35 protein-coding genes are annotated in these 26,574 nt (G+C 71.5%); 21 read left to right on the top strand and 14 right to left on the bottom strand.

Features of this window, described 5'->3' with window-relative positions; all coding sequences use genetic code 11:
• Positions 1–5: 5 nt before the first annotated feature.
• The 3 genes from IR212_RS09960 to xseA are packed head-to-tail and all read right to left on the bottom strand — an operon-like array spanning position 6 to position 2,273.
• Entirely contained in the window at positions 6–656 is a 651-nt protein-coding gene (locus IR212_RS09960) for a DUF4245 family protein (RefSeq protein ID WP_228479260.1), read from the bottom strand.
• A complete protein-coding gene (locus IR212_RS09955; RefSeq protein WP_194395778.1) occupies positions 653–910 on the bottom strand; it encodes an exodeoxyribonuclease VII small subunit in 258 nt (85 codons plus the stop codon). The genes IR212_RS09960 and IR212_RS09955 overlap by 4 nt, the downstream gene beginning before the upstream one ends.
• Positions 911–920: 10 nt before the next feature.
• Positions 921–2,273, bottom strand: coding sequence for an exodeoxyribonuclease VII large subunit (xseA, locus tag IR212_RS09950; protein ID WP_194395777.1), 1,353 nt, complete (start codon positions 2,271–2,273; stop codon positions 921–923).
• 153 nt (positions 2,274–2,426) lie between these two features.
• Here xseA and IR212_RS09945 point away from each other — a divergent pair, with 153 nt between their 5' ends.
• The 5 genes from IR212_RS09945 to IR212_RS09925 all read left to right on the top strand — a co-directional run bounded on the left by IR212_RS09945 (position 2,427) and on the right by IR212_RS09925 (position 5,999).
• On the top strand, positions 2,427–3,467 hold the full coding sequence (locus IR212_RS09945) for a 4-hydroxy-3-methylbut-2-enyl diphosphate reductase (RefSeq protein WP_194398629.1): 1,041 nt from the start codon (positions 2,427–2,429) through the stop codon (positions 3,465–3,467).
• Positions 3,464–4,024 carry a DUF6264 family protein gene (locus IR212_RS09940; protein ID WP_194395776.1) on the top strand — a complete coding sequence of 187 codons (561 nt, stop codon included), beginning with the start codon at positions 3,464–3,466 and terminating at the stop codon, positions 4,022–4,024. Before IR212_RS09945 ends, IR212_RS09940 begins: the two co-directional genes overlap by 4 nt.
• Before the next feature lie 132 nt (positions 4,025–4,156).
• Positions 4,157–4,696 carry a sigma-70 family RNA polymerase sigma factor gene (locus IR212_RS09935; RefSeq protein WP_194395775.1) on the top strand — a complete coding sequence of 180 codons (540 nt, stop codon included), beginning with the start codon at positions 4,157–4,159 and terminating at the stop codon, positions 4,694–4,696.
• The gene (locus tag IR212_RS09930) at positions 4,693–5,406 is read left to right on the top strand and encodes an anti-sigma factor (protein WP_194395774.1); all 714 of its coding nucleotides are present in this window, start codon (positions 4,693–4,695) and stop codon (positions 5,404–5,406) included. Before IR212_RS09935 ends, IR212_RS09930 begins: the two co-directional genes overlap by 4 nt.
• 41 nt (positions 5,407–5,447) lie before the next feature.
• Positions 5,448–5,999 carry an MOSC domain-containing protein gene (locus IR212_RS09925; RefSeq protein ID WP_194395773.1) on the top strand — a complete coding sequence of 184 codons (552 nt, stop codon included), beginning with the start codon at positions 5,448–5,450 and terminating at the stop codon, positions 5,997–5,999.
• A gap of 72 nt (positions 6,000–6,071) precedes the next feature.
• Here IR212_RS09925 and fbaA read toward each other — a convergent pair whose 3' ends face one another.
• Positions 6,072–7,103, bottom strand: a complete 1,032-nt coding sequence (gene fbaA, locus IR212_RS09920; protein ID WP_194395772.1) for a class II fructose-bisphosphate aldolase — start codon at positions 7,101–7,103, stop codon at positions 6,072–6,074.
• A gap of 192 nt (positions 7,104–7,295) precedes the next feature.
• Between fbaA and glpX the strand changes: the two genes are divergently transcribed.
• Positions 7,296–8,285, top strand: coding sequence for a class II fructose-bisphosphatase (gene glpX / locus IR212_RS09915; protein ID WP_194395771.1), 990 nt, complete (start codon positions 7,296–7,298; stop codon positions 8,283–8,285).
• Positions 8,286–8,431: 146 nt separating this feature from the next.
• Positions 8,432–8,647, top strand: coding sequence for a UDP-N-acetylmuramyl pentapeptide phosphotransferase (locus IR212_RS09910; protein ID WP_194395770.1), 216 nt, complete (start codon positions 8,432–8,434; stop codon positions 8,645–8,647).
• A gap of 57 nt (positions 8,648–8,704) precedes the next feature.
• Here IR212_RS09910 and IR212_RS09905 read toward each other — a convergent pair whose 3' ends face one another.
• Together IR212_RS09905 and IR212_RS09900 are read right to left on the bottom strand one after the other, a co-directional pair.
• A complete protein-coding gene (locus IR212_RS09905; RefSeq protein ID WP_194395769.1) occupies positions 8,705–10,024 on the bottom strand; it encodes a DNA recombination protein RmuC in 1,320 nt (439 codons plus the stop codon).
• A 56-nt stretch (positions 10,025–10,080) separates the two neighbouring features.
• Positions 10,081–10,683: a 3'-5' exonuclease gene (locus tag IR212_RS09900; RefSeq protein WP_194395768.1), complete on the bottom strand. Its 603-nt coding sequence runs from the start codon at positions 10,681–10,683 to the stop codon at positions 10,081–10,083.
• 261 nt (positions 10,684–10,944) lie between these two features.
• Between IR212_RS09900 and IR212_RS09895 the strand changes: the two genes are divergently transcribed.
• Positions 10,945–11,112 (top strand): hypothetical protein, encoded by a 168-nt coding sequence (locus IR212_RS09895; RefSeq protein ID WP_194395767.1) that lies wholly within the window; start codon positions 10,945–10,947, stop codon positions 11,110–11,112.
• A 30-nt stretch (positions 11,113–11,142) separates the two neighbouring features.
• Here IR212_RS09895 and IR212_RS09890 read toward each other — a convergent pair whose 3' ends face one another.
• Positions 11,143–11,799, bottom strand: coding sequence for an SAM-dependent methyltransferase (locus IR212_RS09890; protein WP_194395766.1), 657 nt, complete (start codon positions 11,797–11,799; stop codon positions 11,143–11,145).
• Positions 11,800–11,892: 93 nt separating this feature from the next.
• On the opposite strand from IR212_RS09890, the gene ychF reads away from it, so the two are divergent.
• The 3 genes from ychF (at position 11,893) to IR212_RS09875 (ending at position 14,354) form a co-directional block, all read left to right on the top strand.
• The gene (ychF, locus tag IR212_RS09885; RefSeq protein ID WP_194395765.1) at positions 11,893–12,966 is read left to right on the top strand and encodes a redox-regulated ATPase YchF; all 1,074 of its coding nucleotides are present in this window, start codon (positions 11,893–11,895) and stop codon (positions 12,964–12,966) included.
• Between the two features lie 52 nt (positions 12,967–13,018).
• The gene (locus IR212_RS09880) at positions 13,019–13,702 is read left to right on the top strand and encodes an alpha/beta fold hydrolase (protein WP_194395764.1); all 684 of its coding nucleotides are present in this window, start codon (positions 13,019–13,021) and stop codon (positions 13,700–13,702) included.
• A 61-nt stretch (positions 13,703–13,763) separates the two neighbouring features.
• Entirely contained in the window at positions 13,764–14,354 is a 591-nt protein-coding gene (locus IR212_RS09875; protein ID WP_194395763.1) for a class I SAM-dependent methyltransferase, read from the top strand.
• 6 nt (positions 14,355–14,360) lie between these two features.
• Here the strand turns inward: IR212_RS09875 and IR212_RS09870 are convergent, their stop codons facing one another.
• Complete coding sequence (locus IR212_RS09870; protein ID WP_194395762.1) at positions 14,361–15,731, bottom strand: NAD(P)-binding protein; 1,371 nt, start codon at positions 15,729–15,731, stop codon at positions 14,361–14,363.
• 129 nt (positions 15,732–15,860) lie between these two features.
• Here IR212_RS09870 and IR212_RS09865 point away from each other — a divergent pair, with 129 nt between their 5' ends.
• The 3 genes from IR212_RS09865 to IR212_RS09855 all read left to right on the top strand — a co-directional run bounded on the left by IR212_RS09865 (position 15,861) and on the right by IR212_RS09855 (position 18,908).
• Positions 15,861–16,565, top strand: a complete 705-nt coding sequence (locus tag IR212_RS09865; RefSeq protein ID WP_228479259.1) for a phosphatase PAP2 family protein — start codon at positions 15,861–15,863, stop codon at positions 16,563–16,565.
• A 61-nt stretch (positions 16,566–16,626) separates the two neighbouring features.
• The gene (locus tag IR212_RS09860) at positions 16,627–17,427 is read left to right on the top strand and encodes a DUF1206 domain-containing protein (protein ID WP_194395761.1); all 801 of its coding nucleotides are present in this window, start codon (positions 16,627–16,629) and stop codon (positions 17,425–17,427) included.
• Between the two features lie 296 nt (positions 17,428–17,723).
• Positions 17,724–18,908: an aminotransferase class I/II-fold pyridoxal phosphate-dependent enzyme gene (locus IR212_RS09855; RefSeq protein ID WP_194395760.1), complete on the top strand. Its 1,185-nt coding sequence runs from the start codon at positions 17,724–17,726 to the stop codon at positions 18,906–18,908.
• 25 nt (positions 18,909–18,933) lie between these two features.
• Here the strand turns inward: IR212_RS09855 and IR212_RS09850 are convergent, their stop codons facing one another.
• Positions 18,934–19,698 (bottom strand): EI24 domain-containing protein, encoded by a 765-nt coding sequence (locus IR212_RS09850; protein WP_194395759.1) that lies wholly within the window; start codon positions 19,696–19,698, stop codon positions 18,934–18,936.
• Positions 19,699–19,840: 142 nt separating this feature from the next.
• Here IR212_RS09850 and IR212_RS09845 point away from each other — a divergent pair, with 142 nt between their 5' ends.
• Entirely contained in the window at positions 19,841–20,035 is a 195-nt protein-coding gene (locus IR212_RS09845) for a hypothetical protein (protein WP_194395758.1), read from the top strand.
• 124 nt (positions 20,036–20,159) lie between these two features.
• Entirely contained in the window at positions 20,160–20,417 is a 258-nt protein-coding gene (locus IR212_RS09840) for a hypothetical protein (RefSeq protein ID WP_194395757.1), read from the top strand.
• 6 nt (positions 20,418–20,423) lie between these two features.
• Here IR212_RS09840 and IR212_RS09835 read toward each other — a convergent pair whose 3' ends face one another.
• Positions 20,424–20,777: a MarR family winged helix-turn-helix transcriptional regulator gene (locus IR212_RS09835; protein WP_194395756.1), complete on the bottom strand. Its 354-nt coding sequence runs from the start codon at positions 20,775–20,777 to the stop codon at positions 20,424–20,426.
• 232 nt (positions 20,778–21,009) lie between these two features.
• On the opposite strand from IR212_RS09835, the gene IR212_RS09830 reads away from it, so the two are divergent.
• Complete coding sequence (locus tag IR212_RS09830; protein WP_194395755.1) at positions 21,010–21,390, top strand: DUF7882 family protein; 381 nt, start codon at positions 21,010–21,012, stop codon at positions 21,388–21,390.
• Positions 21,391–21,456: 66 nt separating this feature from the next.
• On the opposite strand, the gene IR212_RS09825 is transcribed toward IR212_RS09830, so the two are convergent.
• Complete coding sequence (locus tag IR212_RS09825; protein WP_194395754.1) at positions 21,457–21,870, bottom strand: CBS domain-containing protein; 414 nt, start codon at positions 21,868–21,870, stop codon at positions 21,457–21,459.
• Positions 21,871–22,062: 192 nt separating this feature from the next.
• On the opposite strand from IR212_RS09825, the gene IR212_RS09820 reads away from it, so the two are divergent.
• Genes IR212_RS09820 through IR212_RS09810 form a run of 4 tightly spaced genes read left to right on the top strand, consistent with a single transcriptional unit; the run spans position 22,063 to position 24,026 of the window.
• Positions 22,063–22,419 carry a hypothetical protein gene (locus IR212_RS09820; RefSeq protein ID WP_228479258.1) on the top strand — a complete coding sequence of 119 codons (357 nt, stop codon included), beginning with the start codon at positions 22,063–22,065 and terminating at the stop codon, positions 22,417–22,419.
• A 46-nt stretch (positions 22,420–22,465) separates the two neighbouring features.
• Positions 22,466–23,299 (top strand): Fpg/Nei family DNA glycosylase, encoded by an 834-nt coding sequence (locus IR212_RS09815; protein ID WP_194395753.1) that lies wholly within the window; start codon positions 22,466–22,468, stop codon positions 23,297–23,299.
• 60 nt (positions 23,300–23,359) lie between these two features.
• Complete coding sequence (locus IR212_RS17235) at positions 23,360–23,482, top strand: hypothetical protein (RefSeq protein WP_273542090.1); 123 nt, start codon at positions 23,360–23,362, stop codon at positions 23,480–23,482.
• A 34-nt stretch (positions 23,483–23,516) separates the two neighbouring features.
• Positions 23,517–24,026 carry a hypothetical protein gene (locus tag IR212_RS09810; RefSeq protein ID WP_194395752.1) on the top strand — a complete coding sequence of 170 codons (510 nt, stop codon included), beginning with the start codon at positions 23,517–23,519 and terminating at the stop codon, positions 24,024–24,026.
• On the opposite strand, the gene IR212_RS09805 is transcribed toward IR212_RS09810, so the two are convergent.
• The 3 genes from IR212_RS09805 to IR212_RS09795 all read right to left on the bottom strand — a co-directional run bounded on the left by IR212_RS09805 (position 24,013) and on the right by IR212_RS09795 (position 26,554).
• A complete protein-coding gene (locus IR212_RS09805; RefSeq protein WP_194395751.1) occupies positions 24,013–24,609 on the bottom strand; it encodes a carboxymuconolactone decarboxylase family protein in 597 nt (198 codons plus the stop codon). The two genes, IR212_RS09810 and IR212_RS09805, sit on opposite strands and share 14 nt — an antisense overlap.
• Positions 24,610–24,701: 92 nt before the next feature.
• Positions 24,702–26,231, bottom strand: coding sequence for a DHA2 family efflux MFS transporter permease subunit (locus IR212_RS09800; RefSeq protein WP_194395750.1), 1,530 nt, complete (start codon positions 26,229–26,231; stop codon positions 24,702–24,704).
• Between the two features lie 119 nt (positions 26,232–26,350).
• Entirely contained in the window at positions 26,351–26,554 is a 204-nt protein-coding gene (locus IR212_RS09795; RefSeq protein ID WP_194395749.1) for a hypothetical protein, read from the bottom strand.
• Positions 26,555–26,574: the final 20 nt, after the last annotated feature.

Here is a 26,574-nt window from a genome sequence, read left to right as displayed (position 1 = left end):
GTCGGTCACTCGTCCTCCTCGCGCAGTGCGGTGATCTGATCGGTGACGGAGCGCGCCGCTTCTTCCAGCGCGCCGTCGGGGGCGGTGCCGTAGATGAGCACCGTGTCGGGCCCGGCGTCGGTGGCGATCGCGACCGAGATGTTGCCCGTGCGATCGGGGTCGAGCTCGTAGCGGTCCCACGAGATGCCGTCGATCGTCACCGTGGTCTGCGGCGCCGCACCGGCGAGCACACGGGTGGGCCACGACTCGTCGGCGTCGAAGCCCTGCGCGACGCGGAGGAAACCGCGGTCGTCCACGCCTGACGGGGCGTAGACCACGGTGAACGCGCGGGCCGCGCCGCTGCCCTCCACGCCGGCCCTGTTGACCACCCACCCCTCCGACAGCTCGGGAGCGATGACCGTTCTTCCCTCGGAGGCCGAGACGCGCTCGGCCACGACGGCGACATCGATCGGCTCGCGGGCGGGCGGTGTGCCGCGGGGGACGGCGAGCATGATCACCAGCACGACCCCGAGGGTCACCAGCAGTGCGGCGACCAGATTGCGGACGTTCTGGCTGGACCGGTAGATGCGCGAGGACTCGGCCTTGCGGGCCGCCGTCTCGTCTGGCGTCTCCGGGCGGCCCAGCTCTGCCACGATGCGCGGTTCACGCGCCATCATGCGCCGCCGTTCTCATCCGTGCGGCGCGCGGCGGGCTCCGCCGAGGCCCGGGCGGCCTCCAGGCGGCGCTTGGCGCCCAGCAGCCACTCCTCGCATCGCGCCGCGAGCGCCTCACCTCGTTCCCACAGTGCGAGGGAGTGTTCGAGGGTCGGTGCGCCCTGCTCCAGCTCGGCGACCACGCGCACGAGCTCGTCGCGCGCCTGCTCGAACGAGAGGGTCGCGACGTCGCCGGGGGCGCCGCTCGACTCGGTCATGGCCCCCAGTCTAGTTCGGCGCGGGGACGGCCCCGGACCCCGCGGCATCCGCTGCTCCTGCCGCGTCGACGGTGCCGCCGGCGGCCGCGCCGCCCTCGGCGACCTCGCCCTCTGAGCGCGCCGCGAACGACCCCCGTCCGACGGTCACGACGACGGAGGTGGACGGCGGAGCCTGCCCCGCGTCGCGCACGATGACGCCGTCGGCCAGATGCGCGATCGCGTAGCCGCGGGCGAGGGTCGACGCGGGGGAGAGCGCGCGCAGGGTCGCCTGCAGCTCCGCCGTGCGCCGCTCGTGCAGCTGCAGCGTCCGGTCGATCCGCTCCCGGCCGCGCGCGGCCAGCAGCTCCACCTCGTGCGCGCGCGTCGTCAGCAGCGACTCGGGCGAGCGCAGCGCCGGCCGCGACCGCAGCTGCTCCAGCTGTGCGATGTCATGGCCGAGACGCTGGGTGAGACGGGTCGTCAGGCGCGCGCGCAGCTGCGCGACGAGCGCTCGCTGCTCGGCGACGTCCGGCACGACCCGCTTCGCGGCGTCGGTCGGCGTCGACGCCCGCAGGTCGGCGACGTCGTCGAGGAGCGGATGGTCGTTCTCGTGGCCGATGGCGCTCACGACGGGGGTGGATGCCGCCGCCACGGCCCGCAGCAGGCGCTCGTCGCTGAACCCCAGGAGGGTCTGGGGATCGCCGCCGCCGCGCGCGATGATGATCACGTCGACGTCGGGGGCGGCATCCAGCGCCTTCAGCGCCGCGATGGTCTCGGGAACGCAGCGGTCCCCCTGAACCGCCGCGTACTTGGTGCGGAACCTCACGTGGGGCCAGCGCAGCTCGGCGTTGCGGTGGACGTCCTTCTCGGCGTCCGAGTTCTCGCCGGTGATCAGCCCCACGAGGTGAGGCAGGAACGGCAGTGCCTTCTTGCGGGAAGGGTCGAAGAGGCCCTCCTGGCGCAGCTGCACGCGGAGCCGCTCCAGCCGTTCCAGCTGATCTCCGAGCCCCACGTGCCGCATGGCCGAGACGCTGAAGCCGAAGTCGCCGCTCTTGACGAAGTAGTCGGCCTTGACGCACGCGATGACGTGGTCGCCGACCTTGAGGTCGCCGGGGAGGCGGTCCCGCGTGGACGACCACACCCGGAACGAGATCGTGGCGTCCGTCACGAGGTCCTTCAGGCGCCCGAAGACGTTGCCGCCGCGCTGATTCCACCCGGTGATCTCGCCCTCGACCCACACCGAGCCCCAGGTTTGCACGAAGCCGCGGATCGTGTCGTTCAGGCGGGCGACCGACGTGGGCGCCTGGGGGGTGGAGTCGCGAGGGCGCACCGAGTCGGCGGGCGGGGGCTCGCCGGGGACCACGGCGGGCTGGAAGGAGGTCATGCGGTCCTTTCGTCCCCGGCCGGAGGATCCGCCGGGATGACGGCGGGCGGCGCGGGCGCCGCGCCGAGGCCCCGCTCAGGAGGCCGCCCGTAGAATCGAGGGGTGAGCACCAGCACCGTGGGATCGACCCGTGTGAGCCATGCCCCTGTGAGCATGCCCGTCCCGCGCATCCCGCGCCGGCGCGAACCGCTCAAGGATATCGCCGTCGCCGGACAGAAGAAGGTGCTGCTGGCATCGCCGCGCGGCTACTGCGCCGGCGTCGACCGGGCGGTCATCGCCGTCGAGAAGGCACTGGAGCGCTTCGGGGCGCCGGTGTACGTGCGCAAGCAGATCGTGCACAACATCCACGTCGTGACCGAGCTCGAGCAGAAGGGCGCGGTCTTCGTCGAAGAGGTCGACGAGGTCCCCGAGGGCGCGCACGTGGTGTTCAGCGCCCATGGCGTGTCGCCGGCCGTCGTGAACGCGGCATCCGACCGGGGCCTGCGCGCGATCGACGCGACCTGCCCGCTGGTGACCAAGGTGCATCGCGAGGCGGTGCGCTTCGCGCGGGACGACTTCGAGATCCTCCTGATCGGCCACGTCGGCCACGAAGAGGTCGAGGGCACCGCCGGAGAGGCGCCCGACCACGTCACGATCGTGAACTCGCCCGACGAGGCCGACACCATCGAGGTGCGCGACCCGTCGAAGGTCGTGTGGCTGTCGCAGACGACGCTGTCGGTCGACGAGACCATGGAGACGGTGCGTCGCCTCCGCGCGCGCTTCCCGCAGCTGCAGGACCCGCCCTCGGACGACATCTGCTACGCCACGCAGAACCGCCAGGTCGCCATCAAGAAGGTCGCCAAGGACGCGGATCTCGTGATCGTCGTCGGTTCGGCGAACTCGTCCAACAGCGTGCGACTGGTCGAGGTGGCCCTGGAGTACGGTGCCAAGGCCGCCTACCGCGTGGACTACGCGGACGAGATCGAACAGGCGTGGCTCGAGGGCGTCGAAACCGTGGGCGTGACCAGCGGAGCCTCCGTCCCCGACGTTCTCGTGCAGGAGGTGCTGCGTGATCTCGCGGCCGCCGGGTACGGCGTCGTGGAAGAAGTCCGCACCGCCGAGGAGGACCTCATGTTCTCGCTGCCCAAGGAGCTGCGGCAGGATGCCTCGGGCAAGCGCGACGCGCGCGCCGTCGGCGGCCGCAGCCGCTCGTGACCGATCCGGCCGGAGCCTCCGACGTGCGGCCACGGCCGCAGTACGGCGAGTACGCGACGGTGGAGGAGCAGCGCGCCCGCATCCAGGAGCCCGCGCCCTGGCAGCTCGCGACGGCTGCGCCCGTCGTCGCCGACGCGGGAGCCCCGCCGGCGACGGCGCCCGTCGTCCCGTCGCCGCGCCCGCGCCGCGTCGACCGCGTGGTGACGTTCGCGCTCCTCGCCTACGGACTGGTGAGCGTCATCTCGGCGTTCCCGGCCTACCTGGACTACAACGAGTACGCCGGGATGGTGCTCGGCTTCATGGGGGTGGACGCGCAGCTCTCCGACCCGGCGGCCGGACGCCCCTGGGGGGTCGCTGCGGCGATCGTGCTCGCCGTCGGATGGATCCTGACGCTGCTCGTCTCGCTCTGGAACCTGCGCAGGGGCCGCCTCACGTGGTGGATCCCGCTGACCGCCGGCATCGTGTTCTCCTTCGCGGCGGGTGCGCTGATGATGGTGCCGATCGTGAACGACCCGGCGGTGTGGCAGGCGCTCCTCGACAGCACCGGCCGCCGCTGAGCAGCGCGGCGCACGAGCCCACGGGCGTCGCCCGCAGCGCCCCGCGGGGCCATACTCGGTGTGACGGACGCGGCGCGGGGTCCGGCTGAACCCGCCGGACGCGCGCTTCGTGTCTCCTGCGGGAGGTGATGGATGCCGCACGACAGCGCGGAACGCCGGTACAGCGCCGACAGCCGCGACGCGGAGCGCCTCGCCGCCCTCTACGACGCGCATGCGGCGCCGGTGTGGCGCTACGTCGTGCATCTCACCGGCGATCGCGCCGGAGCGGACGACATCGTGCAGGAGACACTGCTGAGGGCGTGGCGGACGCCGAGAATCCTCGAGGAGGACCCGTCGACGACGAGGTCGTGGATGTTCACCGTGGCACGCCACCTCGTGATCGACGAGGCCCGCAGCGCGCGCCGCCGTCGCGAGATCGGCGTCGCCGAGGTGCCCGAGCGGGTCGTCCCCGATGCCACCGATGCGCTGTTCGAGGCGATCCTCGTCGAAGAGGCGCTCGCCGCCCTCACCGTCGAGCACCGGTCGGTCGTGATCCGCGCCTACTACCGCGGGATGTCCGTCGCCGAGATGGCCCGCGAGCTGGAGGTGCCCGAGGGGACCGTGAAGTCCCGGCTGCACTACGGGTTGCGCGCGCTGCGGCTCGCGCTGCAGGAGAAGGGCGTGACGCGATGACGAGCGATCACGCCCGCTTCGCCGACTGGGACGCCGCGTACCTCGTCCGGGCGCTGACGTCCGACGACCGCGCGCGCTACGAGGCGCACCTGGAGGACTGCCCTCTCTGTCGTGCGGCGCTGTCGGAGCTCGCGCCCACGCTCGGGCTGCTGGCCCGCGTGCCGGCCGATCGCGCCGGCGCCCTCCTCGATCCGGTGGACGGCACCGGCCCGGATCCGGCCGCGCGGGCGCGGGTGGTCGCGCGGGGCGCCCGCGACGCCCGCCGCCGGCGCACGCGGGCGTGGGTCACCGGGCTGGCTGCGGCGGCGGCGGTGGCGATCGTGGCAGCGGTGGCGATCGGCACCGCGCTTCGTCCCGGACCGCGCCTCGATGAAGTCCTCGCGCTGGAACCGGTGGCCGACGTGTCGCTGTCGGCCACGGTCGAGCTCGCCGAGGTGGCCTGGGGCACGCGCATCGAGATGGTCTGCCACTACCCGCCGAGCCGGGATCCGTACGCCGAGGACCGGGAGTGGCCCTACGTGCTGGTCGTCACCGCCGCGGACGGCACCACGAGCGAGCTCTCGTCCTGGCGGGCCGCCCCCGGGACGACCGCGCGGCTGGAAGCGGGCACCGCGCTCGATCCCGACGAGATCGCCGCGATCGAGGTGCGCGCGGTTCCGGACGGCCGCGTGCTGCTGCGCGGGGAGCCTGCGGGGCCGTCCACCGAGTGAGGGTCGCCCCTCCGCGCCGCCGACTGGCTTACGATGAGCGGATGCCCCGCCTCCTCGCCGTCTGCGCCGTGCGGCAGCTTCGTCCCGACGCCGGCACCAACGGCGTCACCGCGATCGACAAGGGCGCCCTCGACGGGCCCGTGCGGGTGGGTCCCTACGGCGTCCGCGGCGACGTCCAGGCCAACCGCAAGCATCACGGCGGCCTCGACAAGGCGCTCTACGCCTACGCGCAGGAGGACGCCGCCTTCTGGGAGTCCGAGCTCGGCCGCGCGCTTGCGCCGGGGTGGTTCGGCGAGAACCTGCGGATCGAGGGCCTCGACGTGAACGCCGCGCTCATCGGCGAGCGCTGGCGGATCGGCGAGCGCGTCGACGTCGAGGTGACGATGCCCCGCACGCCGTGCCAGACCTTCGCGCGGTGGGTCGGCGGCCCGGAGGCGCGCGGCTGGGTCAAGCGGTTCTCGGCCGAGCGCCGGCTCGGCCCGTACCTGCGCGTGGTGCGGGGCGGCACCGTCCAGGCCGGCGACGAGGTCGTCGTGACGCACCGTCCGCACGGCGCGCCGGGACTGCTCGACGGCTACGTCGGTCCCTCGTAGACCCAGACGGCGGATGCCGCGACGCCGCGCCGATGAAGGGCGCGATGCCGCGGCATCCGCTGATCGTCTTCGTCAGGCCGCGAGGCTCTTGCCGTGCGAGCCGAGCTGCTTCGTGGCCTCCACGACGCGAGCGGCCATCGCCGATTCGGCGATCTTGCCCCAGGCCCGGGGGTCGTAGGCCTTCTTGTTGCCCACCTCGCCGTCGACCTTGAGCACGCCGTCGTAGTTCTGGAACATGAAGCCGGCGACGGAACGGGTGAAGGCGTACTGGGTGTCGGTGTCGATGTTCATCTTCACCACGCCGTTCGCCACGGCGAGGGCGATCTCCTCGTCGGTCGAGCCGCTGCCGCCGTGGAAGACCAGGTCCAGCGGCTTGGCGCCGGTGCCGAACTTCGCGGCGATGCCCTCCTGGATCTCGCCGAGGAGCTCGGGACGCAGCTTGACGTTGCCCGGCTTGTACACGCCGTGGACGTTGCCGAATGTGAGGGCCGAGATGTAGCGGCCGTTCTCGCCGAGGCCGAGCGCCTCGACGGCCTTGGTCACGTCGGCGACGGTGGTGTAGAGAGCCTCGTTGGAGCCCTCGTGCTGGACGCCGTCCTCCTCGCCGCCGACGACGCCGATCTCGACCTCGAGGATGGCGTTGATGTTCTTGAGGCGGGGGAGGAGGTCCTTGGCGATCTCGATGTTCTCGTCGAGCGGCACGGCCGAGCCGTCCCACATGTGGGACTGGAAGATCGGGTTGCGTCCGGCCTTGACCTCTTCCTCGGATGCCTCGATGAGCGGGAGCACGAAGTCGGCCAGTGCCGGCTTGGGGCAGTGGTCGGTGTGCAGCGCGACGGTGATCGGGTAGCTCTTGGCCACCTCGGTGGCGAACTTGGCGAACGCCAGCGCGCCGGCCGCGCGGTTCTTGACGGTGTGCCCGGCGAAGTAGTCCGCGCCGCCCGTGGTGACCTGGAGGATGCCGTCCGAGCCGGCCTCGGTGAGGCCCTGGAGGACCGCGTTGATCGACTGCGAGCTCGAGACGTTGATGGCGGGATACGCGAAGCCACCGGCCTTCGCGCGGTCCAGCATGTCGGCGTACTGCTCCGGGGTGGCGACGGGCATGAGTGCTCCCTGTAGATAGTGGCGGGCGTCACCGGAAACTCTATCGAAGGGGTCGGCCGGGTGACGGATGCCTCCTGCGAAGGAGGCCGGGGAAAGCCTCGTCTCTGCGATCGCGGAAAGAAACGCCCTTCCTTCGTCGCTGCGGGAGGGAAACCATCGGGATCGGCGCGGGATACTGGCTAGGCTGACCGCATGGTGAGCCTGACCGCGGACATGAGTCCCCTCCACCCCGATCGCAACCTCGCTCTGGAACTGGTGCGCGCGACGGAGGCCGCCGCGATCCGCGCGGTCCCGTTCATCGGCCGGGGCGCGAAGGAGGCGGCGGACGGCGCCGCGGTGGACGCCATGCGGGCCTTCTTCACGACGGTGAACTTCGACGGCACGATCGTGATCGGCGAGGGCGAGAAGGATGAGGCGCCGATGCTGTACAACGGGGAGCGGGTCGGCAACGGCCGCGGCCCCCGCGCGGACGTGGCCGTGGATCCCATCGACGGGACGTCGCTGACCGCAGCGGGGCGCAACAACGCTCTGTCGGTCATCGCCGTGTCCGATCACGGCACGATGCTCGACGCGTCCAGCGTCTTCTACATGGACAAGCTCGTCACGGGTCCCGCCGGCGTCGGGGTGGTCGACATCCGCCTCCCCATCGGCGAGAACATCCGCCGGCTCGCCAAGGCGCTGCACAAGCCCGTCGACGAGCTCGTCGTGTCGGTGCTGCACCGTCCGCGCCACGAGCAGCTCATCGACGAGATCCGCGAGGCGGGTGCCGGTACGCGGCTGATGAGCGACGGCGACGTGGCCGGGGGCATCAACGCCGCGCGCCACAACGCCCGCACCGACATGTGCGTCGGCATCGGCGGAAGCCCGGAGGGCATCGTGACCGCATGCGCCATCAAGGCCCTCGGCGGGCACATTCAGGGGCGGCTCTGGCCGCGCAGCGACGAGGAGAGGCAGCGCGGCATCGACGCCGGCCTCAAGCTCGACGACCACGTCTACGAGGCGGACGACCTCGTCAAGGGGAACAACACGATCTTCGTCGCGACCGGCGTCACCGACGGCGCACTGGTCGCCGGCGTCCGCCGCGAGGGCGGGTACGTCTACACCGAGAGCGTGGTGCTGCGGGGCGCGTCGGGCACGCTGCGTCGCATCAGCTCGGAGCACCTGGTCTCCAAGTGGCTGTGACCCGGTGAGCGTGTCCGCCTCGCCGCGGTGATGCGACCGCTGCTGTGCCTGTGATGCTTCCGTGACCCGGTGAAACCCGATCTCTGGCACAATCGAAGTGGTGTCGACGGAGACATGAACAGTGTTTCCACGCGAGGAGTGTGACGATGGCCACGCAGCAGACCGGAGAGACCTCGTCGCCCCAGACCGGCGCGCACGCGGTCGTCGCGAACGCGATCGATCCTGCTCGCCGCCCCGACGTGCTGCTGCGCGTGCGCCGCGACGAGGGACACGAGATCAGCGCGTGGTGGATGATCGGCGCGTTCGTCGGCGTCTCCGCCGCCGTCATCGGGCTGCTGAGCTTCGTCCCCGGTGGTCACTAGACCACGAGGTCTTTAGACGACGCGGTCGCCGAGGCCGGCCGCGGATGAGCGCCGGCGTCAATCTCGCGGCGAGTCGATGCGGGTGCGCACCTCGCCGAGCTCGGCGATCGCCGCCGGTACGCCGAGCGCCTCGTCGCTCTCCGGAGCGGCGAGGGTGCCGTCGAGCAGCTCGGGGGCGGTGAGGCGGCGAGGCGTCTTCTCGATCGTCGCCGGCCCGCTCACGGCGTCGAGCTTGGTGGCGTCGATGCCGGGGAATCTGCGGGCGCTCACCAGCACCCGCGTCTCGAGCGACCCGGCGAACCGGTTGTAGCTGTCGACCGTGCGCTCGATCGCCCGCCGCAGGTCATCGGCGTGCGACGCGAGGGAGCCCAGGCGCTCGTACAGCTGGTTGCCCAGGTCGAACAGGGCGCGGGCCTCCTGCGAGACGTCCTGCTGGGTCCACGTGTACGCCACCGTCTTGAGCACCGCCCACAGGTTCACCGGCGACGCCAGGGCCACCCGCTTCCCGAAGGCGTAGTCCAGAAGCGAGGGATCCTCCTCCAGCGCGGCCGCGAGCAGCGACTCGCTCGGCACGAAGCACACGACGAACTCGGGACTGGACGCCAACCCGGCCCAATAGGTCTTGCGCGCCAGCGCGTCCACGTGCGCGCGCACGGCCTTGACGTGCTTGTCGAGGAGTGAGCGCCGACGTGCCGCCTCCGCTCCCTGTGCCGTGAGCGGGATGGCGCTGGCCTCGAGGTAGGCGTCGAGCGGCACCTTCGCGTCGACGGCGATCGCCTTGTCGCCGGGGAGGCGGATCACCATGTCGGGGCGGCCGGCACCGGCATCCGTCGTGATCGAGGTCTGCACGTCGAAGTCGACGTGACGGGTGAGGCCGGCCGCCTCGACCACGCGGCGCAGCTGGGTCTCGCCCCAGACGCCCCGCGTGCTGCCCGAGCGCAGCGCGCTCGCCAGGGACTCTGTCGTCGCCCGCAGGGCCTCGTCGGCCTCGTGCGCGCGGCGGAGCTGCTCGGCGAGCGTGCCGAACTGCGTGTGGCGGTCGCGCTCGAGCTCGTCCACCTTGACGTGCATCGCGGCCAGTGTCTCTTGCACCGGAGCGAGCGCGCGGAGCACCGACTGCTCGCGACGCTCGCGCTCCTCGCGCGCCGCCTGGTCGTGCCGCGCCTGCGACGCCAGCTCGCGGTACAGGACCTGCTGATGGTCGAGCTGCGCCTGGACGCCCTGGCGGGCGGCCTCGGACGCCGCGAGGCGGGCGGTGAGCTCGGCGTGGTCACGCGCGGCGCGTGCCGCCCCGCGGGCGAGCCCCGCGGCCCACCCGGCCAGAGACCCGGCGACGATCGCGGCGACCACCACGGCACTGATCACGACTGCGTCCATGGCTTCAGCGTGCCGCACCCCTCCGACATGCCGCGACGGCGTGCCGCGGCATCCGCCTACGCGACGGCGAGGGAGACGGCCGGCACCTCGGCGACGGCGATCTGCGAGACCCGCACGCCGACGGTCGCTGCGAGGCCGTCGATGTCGGCCGCGCCCACCCGGGTCGCCGCATCGATCATGACGTGTGCGCAGGCGAGGGCGTCGGCGGTGGCGTTGTGGTGCGGGAAGTCCGCGAAGCCCGCCTCGGCGGCGACGAAGGGCAGCCGGTAGGACTCGAGGCGGTACACCTTGCGCGCCACCTGCAGGCTGCAGGCGTAGCGGAAGGGCGGACAGTCGTCTCCGGTGGCGTCGCAGGCCCGCTTGAGCACGGCCATATCGAACCCGGCGTTGTGCGCCACGAGGATGTCGTCGCCGGTGAACGCGGCGATGTCGGCGAGCTGCTCGCTCCACGACGCGGCGCCGACGACGTCCTCCGGGCGGATGCCGTGGATCCGCACGTTCAGCTCGAAGAAGACGTCGTGGCCGGCAGGCGGCCGGATCAGCCATCCGGCGGTCTCGACGACGCGGCCGTCGCGCACCCGCGCGAGCCCGACGGCGCAGGCGGAGGCGTTGCTGGAGTTCGCCGTCTCGAAGTCGATCGCGGTGAAATCCAGAGCCACGACCTCAGACTCACCCGGAGTCGCGGCGACCCGCGGGAGGCGCGCCGTGAGCCGGCGCGGGGCGGGCGGCGTCCTCGGGCCCATCTGAAACATCCGCGACGAGTCCGACCCGAGGGTCGCGCGCCTCACGGCCGCCCTGCGCGGCAGTCACGCCGAGGAGATGCTGACCGGCGACGGCCCGCAGGTGGCGGAGCCGTTCGCGGACTCGAGTCGCGGACCTGGAGGTGGACGCGACCGATCACCAGGTCGGCACTGCAGGACATGGCGGCCTCGCGGAGCTACGTCATCACCGCGGCGGAGGCGGAGCGCTCCGCCGTCCTCGCGGCGGTGTCGGCGCTGTTCGACGAGCGTCGGCTCACGGATGCCGCCGGCGCCGAGGTGGTCGACCTGCCGTACGTCACGCACGCGTTCCGCGGCACCCGTCCCTGACCTGCCGGGAGCCCGGTCGATGTCGGACCGCTACGTTCGCACGGCGCCGACGACGTGCCACGGCCCGCTGCGCTCGCGGTACCGCGGCGTGAACCCGTGCTGCACGAGCACGTCCTCCATCGCCCGCGCATCATGCGCGAAGGAGCGGTAGGGATTGCCCGTCAGCGTGTACAGCGCGTTGATGGCGCGGGAGGCGATCCGGGTCCACAGCGCGTTCCCCGGGTGACTGAAGACGACGGCACGTCGGCCGCGCCCCGCCGCGGCGCCGAGCAGCCGGCGGTAGTCCGGGTAGCAGCACACGACGCGGTGCAGCACGACCACATCCGCCGGGCCGACCGCCTCGGGAGTGGCGGCGAGGTCGACCCCGAGCATCCGCGTCGCCCGCTCCCGCAGCCCGGCCTCGTCGAGCAGCCGGACGGCCTCCGGCTCGTACGCCGAGGAGAGCTCGACGTTGGTGGCGTGCGCGGCCCCGCGCTTCAGCGCCTCGATCTGGATGTCGCCGATGCCGCCGCCGATCTCCAGCATGGTCGCACCTGCGAGGCCGATCGAGTCGGCGAAGTCCAGGACGAGCTGCGCGCTCGGCGTGAGACCGTCGCGGCGGTACTCCTTGGCCAGACGCCGGGCGAACCGGTCGTCGAACTCGCGCTCGTAGCCGTCGGGCGTGCGCGGCGGGCAGCACTCGTCCACGCGCTCAGTATCGCGCTGCGCCGGGCGCCGGGCAACGCCCGGGCGGAGGGAGCCGGGGGGAGCGGCATCCGTCCCCAACTAGACTGGATGCCCGTGGCTCTCACCATCGGAATCGTCGGACTCCCGAACGTCGGCAAGTCGACCCTCTTCAACGCCCTGACCAAGAACCAGGTCCTCGCGGCGAACTACCCGTTCGCGACGATCGAGCCCAACATCGGCGTGGTCAACCTGCCCGACCCGCGTTTGGACACGCTCGCCGAGATCTTCTCGTCGGAGCGGATCCTGCCCGCCGCCGTGTCGTTCGTCGACATCGCCGGCATCGTCCGCGGCGCGAGCGAGGGGGAGGGGCTCGGCAACAAGTTCCTCGCGAACATCCGCGAGGCGGACGCCATCGCGCAGGTGGTGCGGGGTTTCGCCGACGACGATGTCGTCCACGTCGACGGCGCGGTGAACCCGCAGAGCGACATGGAGACGATCAACGCGGAGCTGCAGCTGGCCGACCTCGAGACCCTCGAGAAGGCGATCGTGCGCTACGAGAAGGAGGTCAAGGGCCGCAAGCTCGACCCCTCGGTGCTCGCCACGGCGGTCGAGGCGAAGGAGGCGCTCGAGCGCGGAGTGCTGCTGTCCGCCTCCGGCATCGACCTGACGCCGATCAGGGAGCTGGGCCTGCTGACCGCCAAGCCTTTCATCTTCGTCTTCAACGTCGACGAGGCGGTGTTGACGGATGCCTCCCGCAAGGCCGAGCTCGAAGCGCTGGTGGCCCCGGCCAAGGCGGTGTTCCTGGACGCCAAGATCGAGTCCGAGCTCATCGACCTCGAGCCGCAGGACGCTGCGGAGCTGCTGGCATCCACCGGCCAGGAGGAGTCGGGGCTCGACCAGCTGGCCCGCATCGGGTTCGACACCCTCGGCCTGCAGACCTATCTGACGGCGGGGCCCAAGGAAGCGCGGGCGTGGACCATCGGCAAGGGATGGAAGGCCCCCCAGGCGGCCGGCGTCATCCACACCGACTTCGAGAAGGGCTTCATCAAGGCCGAGGTGATCTCCTTCGACGACCTCGTCGCGGCGGGGTCGGTCGTCGAGGCGCGCGCGAAGGGGAAGGCGCGCCTCGAGGGCAAGGACTACGTCATGCAGGACGGCGACGTCGTCGAGTTCCGCTTCAACGTCTGAACCCCCGGACTTCCCACCCCTGTCGCACAGCCCCACGAGAGGACGCACACCCGTGGCTGAAACCCAGATCTTCGAGCCCGATGGCCGGGCCATCCCGTATGCCGACGAGCCCCGCAACGGACCCGCGCTGGTGCTCCTGCCCGGGCAGGGCCTGAACATCAGCTACCTCGGACCCCTCGCGCACGCCCTGGCCGAGGAGGACTTCCACGTCGTCCGGATCGGTCCGCGCCACCCCGCCACTGCCGCGGACGCCGACGTGTCGCTGCACGACCTCGCGCAGGACGTGGTGGACGTCATGCAGCACGTCGGCCTCGCCGGCGCATGGGTCGGCGGTCACGCCTTCGGCGGCACCGTCGCCCGTACCGTGGCCTTCGATCACCCGGGGCGCGTCAACGGGGTGCTGCTGCTCGGCGTCGAAGGAGCCGTCGCGACCGACGAGCTCGCCGACTCCGACGTGCCGGCCCAGGCGCGCGATGCCGACGTGGTCGCGATGCAGCGCGCGGCACAGACGGCGACGCCCGACGTGCAGTGGTCCACGCTCCCGCCCGCCCTGCCGGTGCTCGTCATCCAGGGCACCGAGGACCGCCTCACGCCGCCGGCGAACGGCGAGGCGCTGCAGGCGTCCGCCCCGGACCGGGTGAGCGTGACGAGCGTCGAGGGCGGCGGGCACCTGTTCCCGGTGACCCACATCGGCGCGACGGCCTGGCCGATCGAGGACTACCTCGACTGGGACTGACCCGACCGCCCGCGCGTCGAAGGCGGCGGCGGGTGTCGGCGGCCACCGGCACAATGGGGCGATGTCCGACGCCGCGATGTGGGATGCCGAGGCCGAAGCGTTCGACGAGGCCGCCGACCACGGTCTGCGGGACCCGGCCGTCAGGGAGGCGTGGCGCGCGCTGCTGGTCTCGCTGATCGCGCCCCCGCCGCTGACAATCGTCGATCTCGGCTGCGGAACGGGGTCGCTGTCGGTGCTGCTCGCCGAGCTCGGTCACGATGTCACGGGCGTGGACTTCTCGCCCGCCATGATCGAGCGGGCACGCGACAAGGGCCGGAGTGCGGGCGTCGCCGTCCGCTTCCTGCGCGCCGACGCGTCGGCCCCGCCCCTCCCGGCCGGCCAGTTCGATGTGGTGGTCAGCCGCCACGTGCTGTGGGCGATGCGCGATCCCGCCGCCGCCCTGGGCGCGTGGGTGGATCTGCTGCGACCGGGTGGACGGATCGTGCTCATCGAGGGACGATGGCACACCGGTGCGGGGCTGCCCGCCGCCGGCGCGCGTCGGCTGGTCGCCGAAGCCGGCCTCCAGGGCACGGCCTTCCGGTTCCTCCCCGACCCGGAGCTCTGGGGCGGTCCGACCTCCGACGAGCGCTACGCACTCACGGCATGGCGGTGAAGCGGGTCAGCGGGCGGCGAACTCGGCCAGCCGGGCGCGTCCGGGGCCGATGAACTGCTTCAGCCGGGCGCGGGCGGCGAGCACCTCGGGGTCGTCGGCGCGCTCGGGCGGAATGCGCACCGGGTTGAGCGTCGTGGTGTTGGACCATTCGCGGAGGTCGGGCTCGCGGGTCATGGCCAGCGACGCGTCACCCCCGATGATCTGCATGGCCGCCCAGTCCGCGGGCGTGTCGGAATAGGGGGACGGCCGGCAGACGCGGTTCTTCTCCGCGTCGTCCTCGCGCGTGGCCTCCACATACCCGGTCAGCGCAGCGCCGAAGCACGGGAAGCCCACCCTGACCGGCTGGGGCGTGATCGTTTCGGGCGTCCAGATCGGGCGCAGCCCCGGATACTTCAGCCCCTCGGCCGCGCAGTGCACGATGACCGCGCCACGAGGGATCCGCACCTCTCCGTCGGTCAGCACCAGGCGCCCGGGCGCGACCGCGAGCAGGTGTCCGAGACGGATCACGTCGTCGATCTCGCGGAGGAGGTCGAGCTCCCACGTCGCGAGCGTCGGGGTCTTGGCCATCGTCGGGCCCACCGCGGGGTCTATCCGCAGCATGATCCCCGCGTCCTCCAGCCGGACGAAGACGTCGTAGGGATCGGATGCCTCCGCCGCGGCGCGCATGGTCTCGGCGGCCATGCGCAGGAAGACGGCCGGATCGGGCTGCACGACCGCCCGGTTCAGCATCCACGCGTCGCGCGGGCGCACCCACGTGATGGCGTCGGGTGACACGCCGTTCTGCAGCAGCCAGACGCACGCGTCGCACGCGGTCTTGCCCGCGCCGACGACGACATACCGTTCCGGGGCCTCCCCGAGGCGCGCGAGGTCGTTCACCGGGATGACCCTGGCGTCCTCGTCTACCGAGAAGGGCGGCCGCGTGAGGGCGGGGATGTCGGGCGCGAGATATCGTGCGTCCACGATCCGCGCACGAGGGGCGTGGAACCTCTCACCGCTGAGCAGGCTGACGAACCGGCCACCGCCGAGGTGCTCGCACCGTCCGTGGAAGCTCACCCGGCCTGTCTTCTGCAGCTGCGCGAGCACGCGCCCGTAGTAGGCGCACACCTCGGGCGCGGTGGCACGCTCGTGCAGGCCCTTCTCGGGGCCGTCGGTCTGGATAAGGCCGTTTCCCAGCGGCGCGGAGGCCACGCCGTAGAAGGCCGACGCCTGGTGCACGCGAACGAAGCCGTAGGCGTCCAGCCAGTGCCCTCCCGGACCGTGCCGGCGATCCACGATCGCGACCGAGGCGTCCGAGTGCGCGACGAGCGCGTCGGTGAACGCCATTCCCATGGCCCCGGCGCCGACGACGACGTAGTCGACCTCCACCATCGACTCCATGGGGCCATCAGAGCAGTGGCCGCGGCATCCGTCAATGCGTGTCGCGAGCTCTATACGCCCGCGCGCCGCCACGACGCAAGAGGGCCGGCGAACTTCGCCGGCGGCAGATTCCCGGTCGAGAATGATTCTGTGGCAGACCAGCACGATGAGCCGGGCACGCCGGCCGGGCTTGCTGCGGTGCCGCCGGTGGAGCTGCCCCATCCCGACCCGCACCGTGGCACCGTGCTGATCGTCGGCGTCTGTGCGGCCGTGGCCTTCGTGGTCCTCCGGTTCGTCGTCGCGCTGGGTGGCCACGAACCGCTCGCGGTCGACGTCTGGTGGCAGGCGCTGATGCTCGAGGCGATGACCGACGCCGGGCTGGTCCTGGCGTGGATCCCGGCCGTCGTGGGCGGCACCGTCGGCATGATCGTCATCGGGGTGCTCCTGGTCGCCGTGTTCCTGTGGCGCAGGCGCCCGTGGGATGCCGCGACCGTTGCGCTGGCGATCGTGACCGTCGTCGCGATCGGTGCGCCGATGGCGGCCGTCATCGCGCGTGTCCGCCCGGAGGACTCGCTGGCCGAAAGCGTGCCGACCTCCTTCCCCTCCGGGCACACCGCCGTGGCGACGACGGTCGCGGTGACGCTGGGCCTCCTGCTGAGGCGATGGTACGTCTGGGTGGCCGGGGTGTGCTGGATCGTCTACATGATGTGGAGCCGGACGTATCTGCACGCCCACTGGCTCAGCGATGTGGTCGCCGGCATGCTGGAGGGCGTCGCCGTGGCCTGTCTGGTGTGGTGCTTACTGCACGCGCTGCGCATCCGCCGCGCACGATCGTCGGCGCCACGTCACGCGTGAGTGGTCTCGGCGAGGATTTCAAGTCCCTTCCGCACTCCCCGCGTGTGGCTACGGTTCCTGCATGACCACTGCGAAGAATGCGGCGCGGGCCGCACAGGAATCACCCGTGTTCCGCACCATCGCCCGCATCGGCTACGTCGTGCTCGGCGTGCTCCACATCGTCATCGGCGTGATCGCGATCTCGGTCGCGATGGGCGGCGGCGGCCAGGCCGACCAGGGCGGCGCGATGCAGACCATCCGCGACACGCCGGCGGGTGTGTTCGCGCTGTGGGCGATCGCGGTCGGACTCGTGGCGCTCGCCGCGTGGCAGATCGCCGACGCCTTTCTCGAGCGCCAGCCCGACACCAAGAAGAAGTGGGGTCACCGCGCCAAGTACCTGGGCACGGCAGCCGCCTACCTGGCCATCGCGGCGACGGCGATCGTCTACGCGCTGGGCGGCAGCTCGAACTCGTCCGAGTCGTCGCAGACGTTCAGCGCCCAGCTGATGTCCACCCCGGGCGGACTGTTCCTCCTCGTGCTGGTGGGGCTCGTCGTCTTCGCGGTGGGCGTCGCGTTCATCATCCGGGGCGCCACGCGCGCCTTCGAGAAGCACCTCGAGCTCCCGGGCGGCACTGTCCGCAGGGGAATCGTCACCTTCGGCGTCGTCGGCTACATCGCCAAGGGCATCGCAGTCGCGGTGACCGGCGTCCTGTTCGTCGTCGCGGCGATCACCCACGATGCGCAGACCGCCGGCGGGCTGGATGCCGCTCTGCACGCGCTCGCGGAGCTGCCGTTCGGCCGCGTCATCCTGTGGGTCGTCGCGGCCGGTCTCATCATCTACGGCGTCTTCTGCTTCGCCCGCGCCCGCTACGCGCGGATGTGAGGATTCCGGCGGGCGGAGGCCACCCTCACCCGGGGACGCTCTCGGCGTCCGTGCCTCCGTCGTCGCGCTGCCGCACCGGGTGCTCCGGCAACGCGGCCAGCGCCGCACGGCGACCCTTGGTCGCCGCGCCGGACCGGCGGGAGGATCCCCGGCACGAGGGTCGAGCGCAGGGCGATGCTGAGCGGACCCCGGCGCGAGCTCTGAGCAGGCGCCGCGCCGTCCGCCATTGACGCGTCGGCGGCGGGTTGGGAAGCTGGGCGGAGCACAGACCGGCGCTGGGGAGCGGGGGTTCGACGATGGCACTGTCCACGCGTGCGATCGCGGCGAAGCGAGCGGTGGACGTCGTCACGACGTTCTTCTCCCGCATTCAGGCGATCGCCGCCGACGCCGACGCGCTCGACTTCACCTTCGGCAATCCACACGAGATGGCGCTGCCCGGGCTCTCGTCCGCGTTGCGCGCGCACGCCGAGCCGCGGTCGGTCGACTGGTTCGCCTACAAGAGCAGCGAGAGGCCCGCCCAGGAGACGGTGGCCTCGGGGCTGCGGGAAGAGCTGGGCCTCGACTTCGAACCCGACGACATCGCGATGACGCAGGGGGCTTTCGGTGCCATATCGCTGGCCCTCGCGCTGCTGGCCGACGCCGGCGACGAGGTCGTCATCCCGGTGCCCGGATGGTTCTGCTACGAGCCGATGCTGTACGCCGCCGACCTGGTGCCGGTGCGAGCGCCTCTGGATCCGGTGACCTTCGATCTGGATGTGGATGCCATAGCCCGGGCGATCTCGCCCCGGACGAGAATCGTCATCGTGAACTCGCCGGCCAACCCGACGGGCCGCGTCTACCCGAAGGCTTCGTGGGATGCCCTGGCGCAGGAGCTGGAGCGAGCTTCACGCATGCAGGGGCGCCGCATCTGGCTTCTGTCCGACGAGCCGTACCGTCGGATCCGGTTCGACGGCGTGGTCTTCTCCAGTCCGGCGGCCTCCTACCCGTGGACGCTCATCGACTACAGCTACGGCAAGGTGCTGCTCGCCCCGGGGCAGCGCCTGGGATACCTCGCGATCTCGCCCGAGGTGCCCGCGGCCGAGCGCGAAGAGCTGCGGGCAGCCCTCTTCCCGCTCGGCCTCGCGATCGGATGGGGATTCCCCGACGCGATCATGCAGTACTCGGTCCCGGAGCTGGAGTCGCTGTCGATCGACGTGGCCGAGCTGGCCCGCCGCCGCGACCGCCTCTGCGGCGTGCTCGCCGACTCCGGCCTGGACATCACCCGGCCCGAGGGCACGTTCTACCTGTGGGGGCGGGCGACCGGTGGTGACGGCGCCGTGTTCTGCGATGCGCTCGCCGCGCGAGGCGTTTACGTCATGCCCGGCGATCTCTTCGCGCAGCCGCAGCACTTCCGCATCTCGCTGACGGCGACCATGCCGATGATCGATCAGGCGATCCCTCACCTGGCCGACGTCGCCCGCGAGCTCTCGCGCCCCTCTTGAGCGAACGTCCGCCGCGGCGCGGAACTCACCGGGCGCCGCCGGACGGCCCGGCGGCCGCGCGGTCCGAGCCATCCAGGAGGGAGCGGGCGAGCACGGTGGATCCCGCGACGGCCGCGGGCATGGTGGCGACGGCGCCGAGCGGCACGAAGAAGCAGAGCTGGGTCGCCACGCCGAAGCCCAGGACGCGCGCCCGGTGGCGTCGGAGCAGGCTCCGACGCGTCGCGGGAGCCAGCCCCCGTGCGGTCAGTGCGCGGGAGGTCAGCTCGTCCGCCAGCAGCCAGCCGGTGAACGACACCGCGAACACTGTGCTCAGCACGCCGCCGACGACCGGCACCAAGGCCACGAGCGCCGCGAGGAGCGCGATCCCCATGCCGCGGCCGATCAGCGAGAGCCCGTCGCCGACGGCGCGCCAGAAGCCGTAGTCCGACTCGTTCACGGCACCGCCGAGGTCGGCTTCGACCGCCTTCCAGATCCGGTCGTAGAACGGTTCGCCGACGAGAAGCGTCAGCGCCGTGAACGTCACGGCCACGAGGACCAGCGAGGCACCGAGGAGAGCGGTTCCGACGGCGAGGCGGAACACGCTCGCCCACACCCCCGGCCAGCTGTCGGCGAAGGGCGTCATCGCCTCCGTGATCGTGGGCAGATAGGTGCCGAGCGCGATGAGTCCGCCCAGGAACAGCAGCGCGACGATGGCCGCGGGCACCAGGCCGAGAGCCATGAGCCCGGGACGCCGTCGCCAGTAGGCGAATCCGCGTCCGAGCAGGCCCACTCCCCGGACGAACTCGCGCATCCCGCTCACTCTATGTGCGGCGACGTCGTACGAGCCGAGCTCTTGACAGGAACGGTCTCTACACCCCGCCGCCGCGGTGTGCAACGGGAGAGGACATGCCGGGGCCGTTGCGGTGTACTGGCGGGAACGGAAGGAGGGCGTCATGAAGGAGAGTCCGATCCCGCGCCTGTCGCCCGAGGACGGGAACCCTGCCAGCGACCTCAAGACGGACATCATCAAGGACGTCGAGCGGGAGCACACGATCACCGGGGACGTCGTCGGCCCTCGAGCGGAGGAGATCCCGGACGAGGAGTCGGATCTGCCGGAGCAGTCGCGAGCATCCGACGAGTCGCGCTGAGTCGGGCGCGGTGAGAGCAGCCCCACAGATTCGCCGCCGAGTCAACCCCTTGTCTCCGGGTTTCGGATGCCACCAGGGTGGGCCCTGCGCTCGCTTGCCGGCGAGCCCGTCCGCAGGAGGCGCCATGCTCACCGTTCCGATCTCCGCCGACGCTGTACGCCGCCCCGAGCTGGTGTCGGTGGGATCCGGAGCGTGGGTCGCGTGCGACCCGGCGGCCGGCCCAGACGATCCCCGGCGCGCGGTGGCCTACCTCGAGTGCAAGGACGAACGCGTCTACCTGCTGTGGGTGAGGGACTCGGCCGGGGTCTGCGAGTTCGCGTCGATCCGTGCGGCGCTCGACGCGATCGCCGAGCGGCTGGCGGCCCGCGCTGCGCAGGGGTAGCGGGTATCAGGCGGACCGTGTCGTCGCGTCGGCGACCGTCGACAGCACATCCTCGAGGAATGCCGCCACGACGCGCGCGTCGTCGTCGGAGAGCCCAGATGCGATCGCCCGCAGCCGCATCGTGAGCGGGTCGACGTGGTCGGGATCGGTGTTGCGGTCGAACGGCCGCACCAGCTTCTTGCGGCGGTCGCGCGGATGGTTCTCCACCGCGATGAGGCCGCGGGCCACGAGGCGGTCGATCAGCGCCGTCCCGGACGCGGGGGACAGGTGGAGGGCTCGAGAGACCATACCGGCCGTCACTTCCTCGGTGTCCATCCCTTCCAGCAGGAAGCGCATCGCCGAGCGGTCGGTCTCGTTCATGCCGTTCTGCACTTCGCGCCGGCGGGCGAGGCGAGCCTCCGCCAGCCGCAGGCGCTCCAGGACGCCGGCTACGTCCGGCCGTCTCCCGCGTGCTGCGGTCGGAGATACTCGTTCACCCACGCGATCTATTCGACCACGAGCTGTTCGGTTTCGAAAAGTACCGTCACGAAATTCTCATCACCGAACAGTTCGGTATCGAACTATACTGGGTCGCCAGAAGGGAGGCCGCACCATGGCCGAACTCATCTACGGCGCAGCGGGCACCCCGATCCATATGCCGGATCACCTCATGGCTCACGTGAAGCTCCTCACGGCCACCAAACTGCGGCGCGGAGAGAGCTTCCTCCTGTCATGGCGATACCCGGACGGAAGCGGGCGCTCGTCGATCTGGATCCAGCCGTCCATCCCGCTGCGCTTCATCTTCGACTCGCCGGACGAGCCTGCCATCGATCACGCCCTGCTCGCATCGCTCGCGGCGTCCGCAAGTTCGAACGGCGGACTGGTGATCGACGTCACCGAGGACGCGAGCCCGACGGCGGCCGGTGGAAGCCCGGCATCGGCGTCTCCGCCCGCCGGCGTCCTGTCGCCGCAGCCGGCGCCCGTGGCCGCGTGAACCGCGACAGGGCGACGGCGACGCCCTTGGCGGACGCGCCGTCGCCCTCGCTTTGGTGAGCTGTGCTCACTCCGAGATCTCGGCCACCGTCTCACCGGCTTGCTGCGGGGCAAGTGACAGCGCCACATCGGCTTGGCTGATGATGCCCACGAGCTCGTGCCCGTCGATGACGGGAAGACGGCGCACCTGATGCTTCTTCATCATCTCCAGTGCCTCGGAGACGTCGTCGTCGGCTCCGATCGTGACCGGCTTGCCCTCGGCGAGGCTGCCCGCGGTCGTCGCTCCGGGATCACCGCCCTGGGCCACGCATTTCACGACGATGTCGCGGTCTGTCAGCATCCCCTTCAGCCGGTCGTCCTCACCGCAGATCGGCAGGGCGCCGACATCGAGCGACGCCATCAGGCGCGCCGCTTCGACGAGGGTCTCGTTCTCGCCCACGCAGCGCGGGGCGGGAGTCATGATGTCTCTGGCAGCAGTCATCGGTCCTCCTTCAGTTCCGGTCCGGCGACGGTAGGCGCGGCCGCGTGACCGCCGGAGGGGGTTGACAGCGGCGACCGCCCGGCGTACGCAACGGACTGCGCGCCACCATGCAATGGACTGTCGGGCTTCGGATGTCAACCCCCTCGGCGACCGCGCTGACCGGGGAGATGCTTCGTCGGCAGGAGGTTGACGATGACCGATCCGACCGGGGGTCCGCGAGCGGTGACGCCGGCCCGGGTTGCCGAGCGGGTGGCGGCGACGCATCGGCCCGACAGGCATGGACTGGTTCTCATCCCGCTGTGCGACCGGTCCTGGCGACTCTGCGACCGCGCCGTGCCCCCGAGCGACCCCGCCAGCCTCGTCGCGTACGTGGAGCAGCTCGCCGACGGATCGTACGAGGCGGTGTGGGTCTCGGTGGGACTCGGCTGCGCACGGTACCCGTCGCTCGAGCCACTGCTCGCTGAGGCGATCGACCGCCTGGATCAGGGCCGCAGCCTCGGCGCGCTGAAGCCGCACCACATCCCGCACCGGCCGCCCGCCCGCGTCTGACGTGCGAGCAAGCCACCCTGTCCGAGTCGAGTGGCAGGATGGCACCATGCCGGAGTCGCCGGAGGTGGAGGCGCTCTCCCGGTTCCTCGCGAGCGAGGCGGCCGGCCGAGAGGTGCGCGAGGTCGACGTGCTCGAGTATCGGGTCGTCAAGACCCGGGGGACGCCGCCCGCGAACATCGCGGGGCGCTCGATCACCGGTGCGGCGCGCCACGGCAAGCACGTCGAGCTGACGCTCGACGAAGGCGCCCTGGTCGTCTCTCTCGGGCGCCACGGCTGGATGAGGTGGCGCACCCATGACGCCGCGCCCGATTCGGCGGCCGCCGACGAGCCGCCTGCGCTGGCGGCGCTGGCGCTGTCGGGAGCAAGGACCCTGGAGGTGACGGACGCCGGCACCTGGGTGTCGATCGGGCTCTTCGTCGTCAGCACGGCGACGGACGTGCCGGCGATCGCGAAGCTCGGCCCTGACCCTGCCGATCCCGCGTTCACCAGAGCGCGCTTCGACGCGGCGTTCGGAAGGCGTCGCAAGCAGATCAAGGCGATCCTGCAGGAGCAGGAGTCGATGGCGGGGATCGGCAACGCGTACTCCGATGAGATCCTCCATCGCGCACGGCTGTCGCCACTCCGGCACGCCGCGGCGCTGAGCGCGGCCGAGTCGGATCGGCTGTTCGATGCCACCGTGTCCACCATGCGAGAAGCGATCGCCGCGCGGGCGGGCCTTCCCATCGACGGTCTCAAGGCCGCCAAAGTCGCCTCGATGCGCGTGCATGGTCGCACGGGAGAGGCGTGCCCCGTCTGCGGCGACACGGTGCGCGACCTTGCGTTCGCGAGCACCGTGGCGCAGTACTGCCCGACGTGTCAGAACGGCGGGGCGCCGCTGTGACGTGCCGGGGTGAGAGGGGAGCGGGAGCCTGTTCGCAGTGGCGTGGGTAGCATGGACGCCATGACGACTTCGCAGCAGCCCGCCCCGATCACCCTCTCGCCCGTCTCGGACGACAAGAACCTCCTCACCGTCACGGAGTCGGCCGGATCCTGCTGCGGCGGCAGCGCCTGCGGCATGGGCTGACCCCGGCGACCGCCGAACCTCTCCCCGCCCCTCGATGACCGACGAACAGCTGCACATCACCCCGCGCGTGGGGCGCATCCTCATGTCAGAGGAGGCGATCTACGGTCTGATCCTGGTGTCGGGCATGATCGTCGTCAGCGGCTCGTCCACGGGCACATCGCTCGATGCGTTCGTCACGGTGGCGGTCACCGTCGTCGTCTTCTTCGCGGCGCACGTCTTCGCAGGGACGCTCGGCCGACTCGCTGCCACCGACGGACATGCCGGTCTCCGCGCGAGCCTGAGGGCGTCCACGCGCCAGTCCGGCGGGATGCTCCTCGCGTCGGTGCCTCCGTTGGTGATCCTCCTGCTGGGCACCACTCGCGTGATCGAGGACGGCACCGCGCTGTGGCTGGCACTCATCGTGAACACCGTCATGCTGGGGGCGCTCGGCTGGATCGCGGTGGCACGCTGGAGCACACACTGGCTGCCCCGCATCCTCAGCGCCCTCACCACCGCAGCGTTCGGCGGTGTCCTCATCCTCCTGAAGGCCGTCATCCACCACTGATACGCGATGCCTCGCGAGGAGTGCGCAGCGCGGAGGCGAGGGACGGGCTCAGTCCAGGTACCTCCTCCACCGGCACGGCGAGCGCCTGGAGCGACCTGCTGAAGAAGTTGCGGGCACCGGCGGCCAGCGTGATGTCGACGATCTGCCGATCGGTGAACCCCGCGTCGCGCAGACGCTGCGCGTCGGCATCCGTCATGGCCGCGGCATCCGTCGACAGCCGCTCCGCGTACGCGACGACCGCCGCGTCGCCTTCGCTCAGTCCGGCATCGGTCCCGTCGCGGACGAGCCCGGCGAGGTCGTCCTCGTCGAGGATGCCCGCGCGCAGCGACTTGCGCCCGTGGGCGAGGAGGCAGTGCTCGGATCGCAGCGCACGCGCGGCACCGAGCGTGGCGAGCTCATAGGTGCGCAGGCCGATCGACGGCAGGAGGGCACGGATGAGCGCCTCGAAGGCCTGATGCGCCTCGGGGTTGACGGCCATCGCCCGGGTGTGGGCGTACACGAAGCCGTCCTCGCGCAGGTCCGCCTCGTACATCTCGGCGGCGTGCCCCGCCGCTTCCTCGACATCAGGTGTGCTGACGATCATGACGATGGCCTCCCGTCGGTCCTCGGGCGCAACCAGAATCGCCGATGCCCCACCCCTTGTCGAGGGGTGGGGGATACGCCTGATACGTCGGGTCAGTGAGCGGGCGGCGCACCCATGGGCTGGTCGGCCGGCTTGCGGATGAGGAACGCGCCCACCAGCAGCGGCAGCGAGAGGATCGCGGCGGTGAGGAACGCAGCGTGGGTGCCCGCCGCGCCGGCTGCCGTCTCGCCGGCGCCCGATGCGAGCGCCGTCGAGGTCGCCGCGGCCATCACGCCGAACATGAGGGCGATGCCCGCTGCGCCGGCGACCTGCTGCACGGTGCCGACGACGGCCGACCCGTACGAGTAGAACCGCGGCTGGAGCGAGGCGAGCGACGCGGTGAACAGCGGCGTGAACGAGAGCGCGAGCCCCAGCGAGAGCACGGTCTGCGAGATCGCGACGAGCCATACCGGAGTGTCGATGGTGAACGTGGTGTAGAACCACAGCAGCGAGCTCGTGATGACGGCTCCCGGCACCAGCAGCACGGTGGTGCCCCACCGGTCGTAGACGCGCCCGATGACGGGACCGGCCAGGCCCATCGCCAGGGCCCCCGGCAGCACCACGAGCCCCGCCGTCAGTGCATCGGCGCCCAGGACGTCCTGCAGGTACAGCGGCACGACGGTGATCGCCCCGAAGAACGCCATCGACATGATCGCCAACTGCGCGATCGACAGGGAGAAGTTCGCGCTGCGGAAGACGCGCAGGTCGAGCAGCGCGTCGTCCTCGCGCTGGAGGAGCACCTGGCGCCAGCCGAACAGGCCCAGGGCCACGGCCCCGATGCTCAGCGAGACGACGAGCGTGGTCGTCGACGCTGCGGCGGCGGCCGCGGCATCCGCTCCGCCTCCGTGACCACCGGCACCCAGCTGGCTGAGCCCGAACACGAGGCCGCCGAACCCCAGCGCCGACAGGATCACCGAGAGCACGTCGATCGGCGCACGGGTCGTCTCGCCGAGGTTGTGGATCCAGCGGGCGCCGACCACCAGCGCCACGAGCGCGATCGGCAGCACGACGCCGAAGATCCAGCGCCACTCGAAGCTGTTCAGGAGAGCGCCGGCCAGCGTCGGGCCGATCGCGGGGGCCAGCGAGATCACGATGCTGACGCGGCCCATCATGCGGCCGCGGATCGCGGGGGGCACGACCGTCATGAGCGTGGTCATGAGCAGGGGCATCATGATCGCCGTTCCCGAGGCCTGCACGACGCGGGCGCCGAGGAGCACCGGGAATCCCGGCGCAAGGAACGCGATGAGGGTGCCCGCCGAGAACAGCCCCATCGCCGCGACGAACATCGTGCGGGTGGTGAAGCGGCGCAGCAGGAAGCCGGTGATCGGGATGACCACCGCCATGGTCAGCATGAAGGACGTGGTGAGCCACTGGGCGGCGAGGGCCGTGATGCCGAGATCGACGATGAGGTGCGGGATCGCGACGCCCATCGTGGTCTCGTTGAGGATGGCCACGAATGCGGCAGCGAGCAGCAGCCAGATGACCCGGCTCTCGCGCGGGCCGAGCGTGGCGGCCCCACCGGGGGTGGAGCGGGAGACGTGCGGGATGCCGCCGGTGCCCGGGGTCGTTTCGATAGCGGCCATAGACGGTCTCCTCGGGGTCGGTCGGCCACCCGAGGATGGCAAGCCTCCAACTTAACCACAGGTTCCGACATCGCATTCCCGGCATCTCGACCGAGATGCCGGTGACCAGCCGCCGGCGGTCAGCGTCCGCCGCGCTCCTGATCGCCCCACTCCTCGGAGCCGATGGCGTCCGTCGGCTCGGGCTCGGGCTCGCGATCCTCGAGGCCGGTCGGGATCGGGTTGACGATCTCCTCGTGAGGGATCGCCTTGAGCGCGTCGATCTCCTCACGCAGCTCGGCGAGATCGCTGCCGTCGTGCTCGGGACGGTCGGGAGTCGAGGTCATGGAGCGAGCCTAGCGTCGGC

Origin of the sequence: Microbacterium atlanticum, from assembly GCF_015277815.1 — a bacterium.
GTDB lineage: Bacteria > Actinomycetota > Actinomycetes > Actinomycetales > Microbacteriaceae > Microbacterium > Microbacterium atlanticum.
The sequence above is the reverse complement of the archived record's forward strand: the minus strand, read 5'-3'. Positions and strand labels throughout refer to the sequence as shown.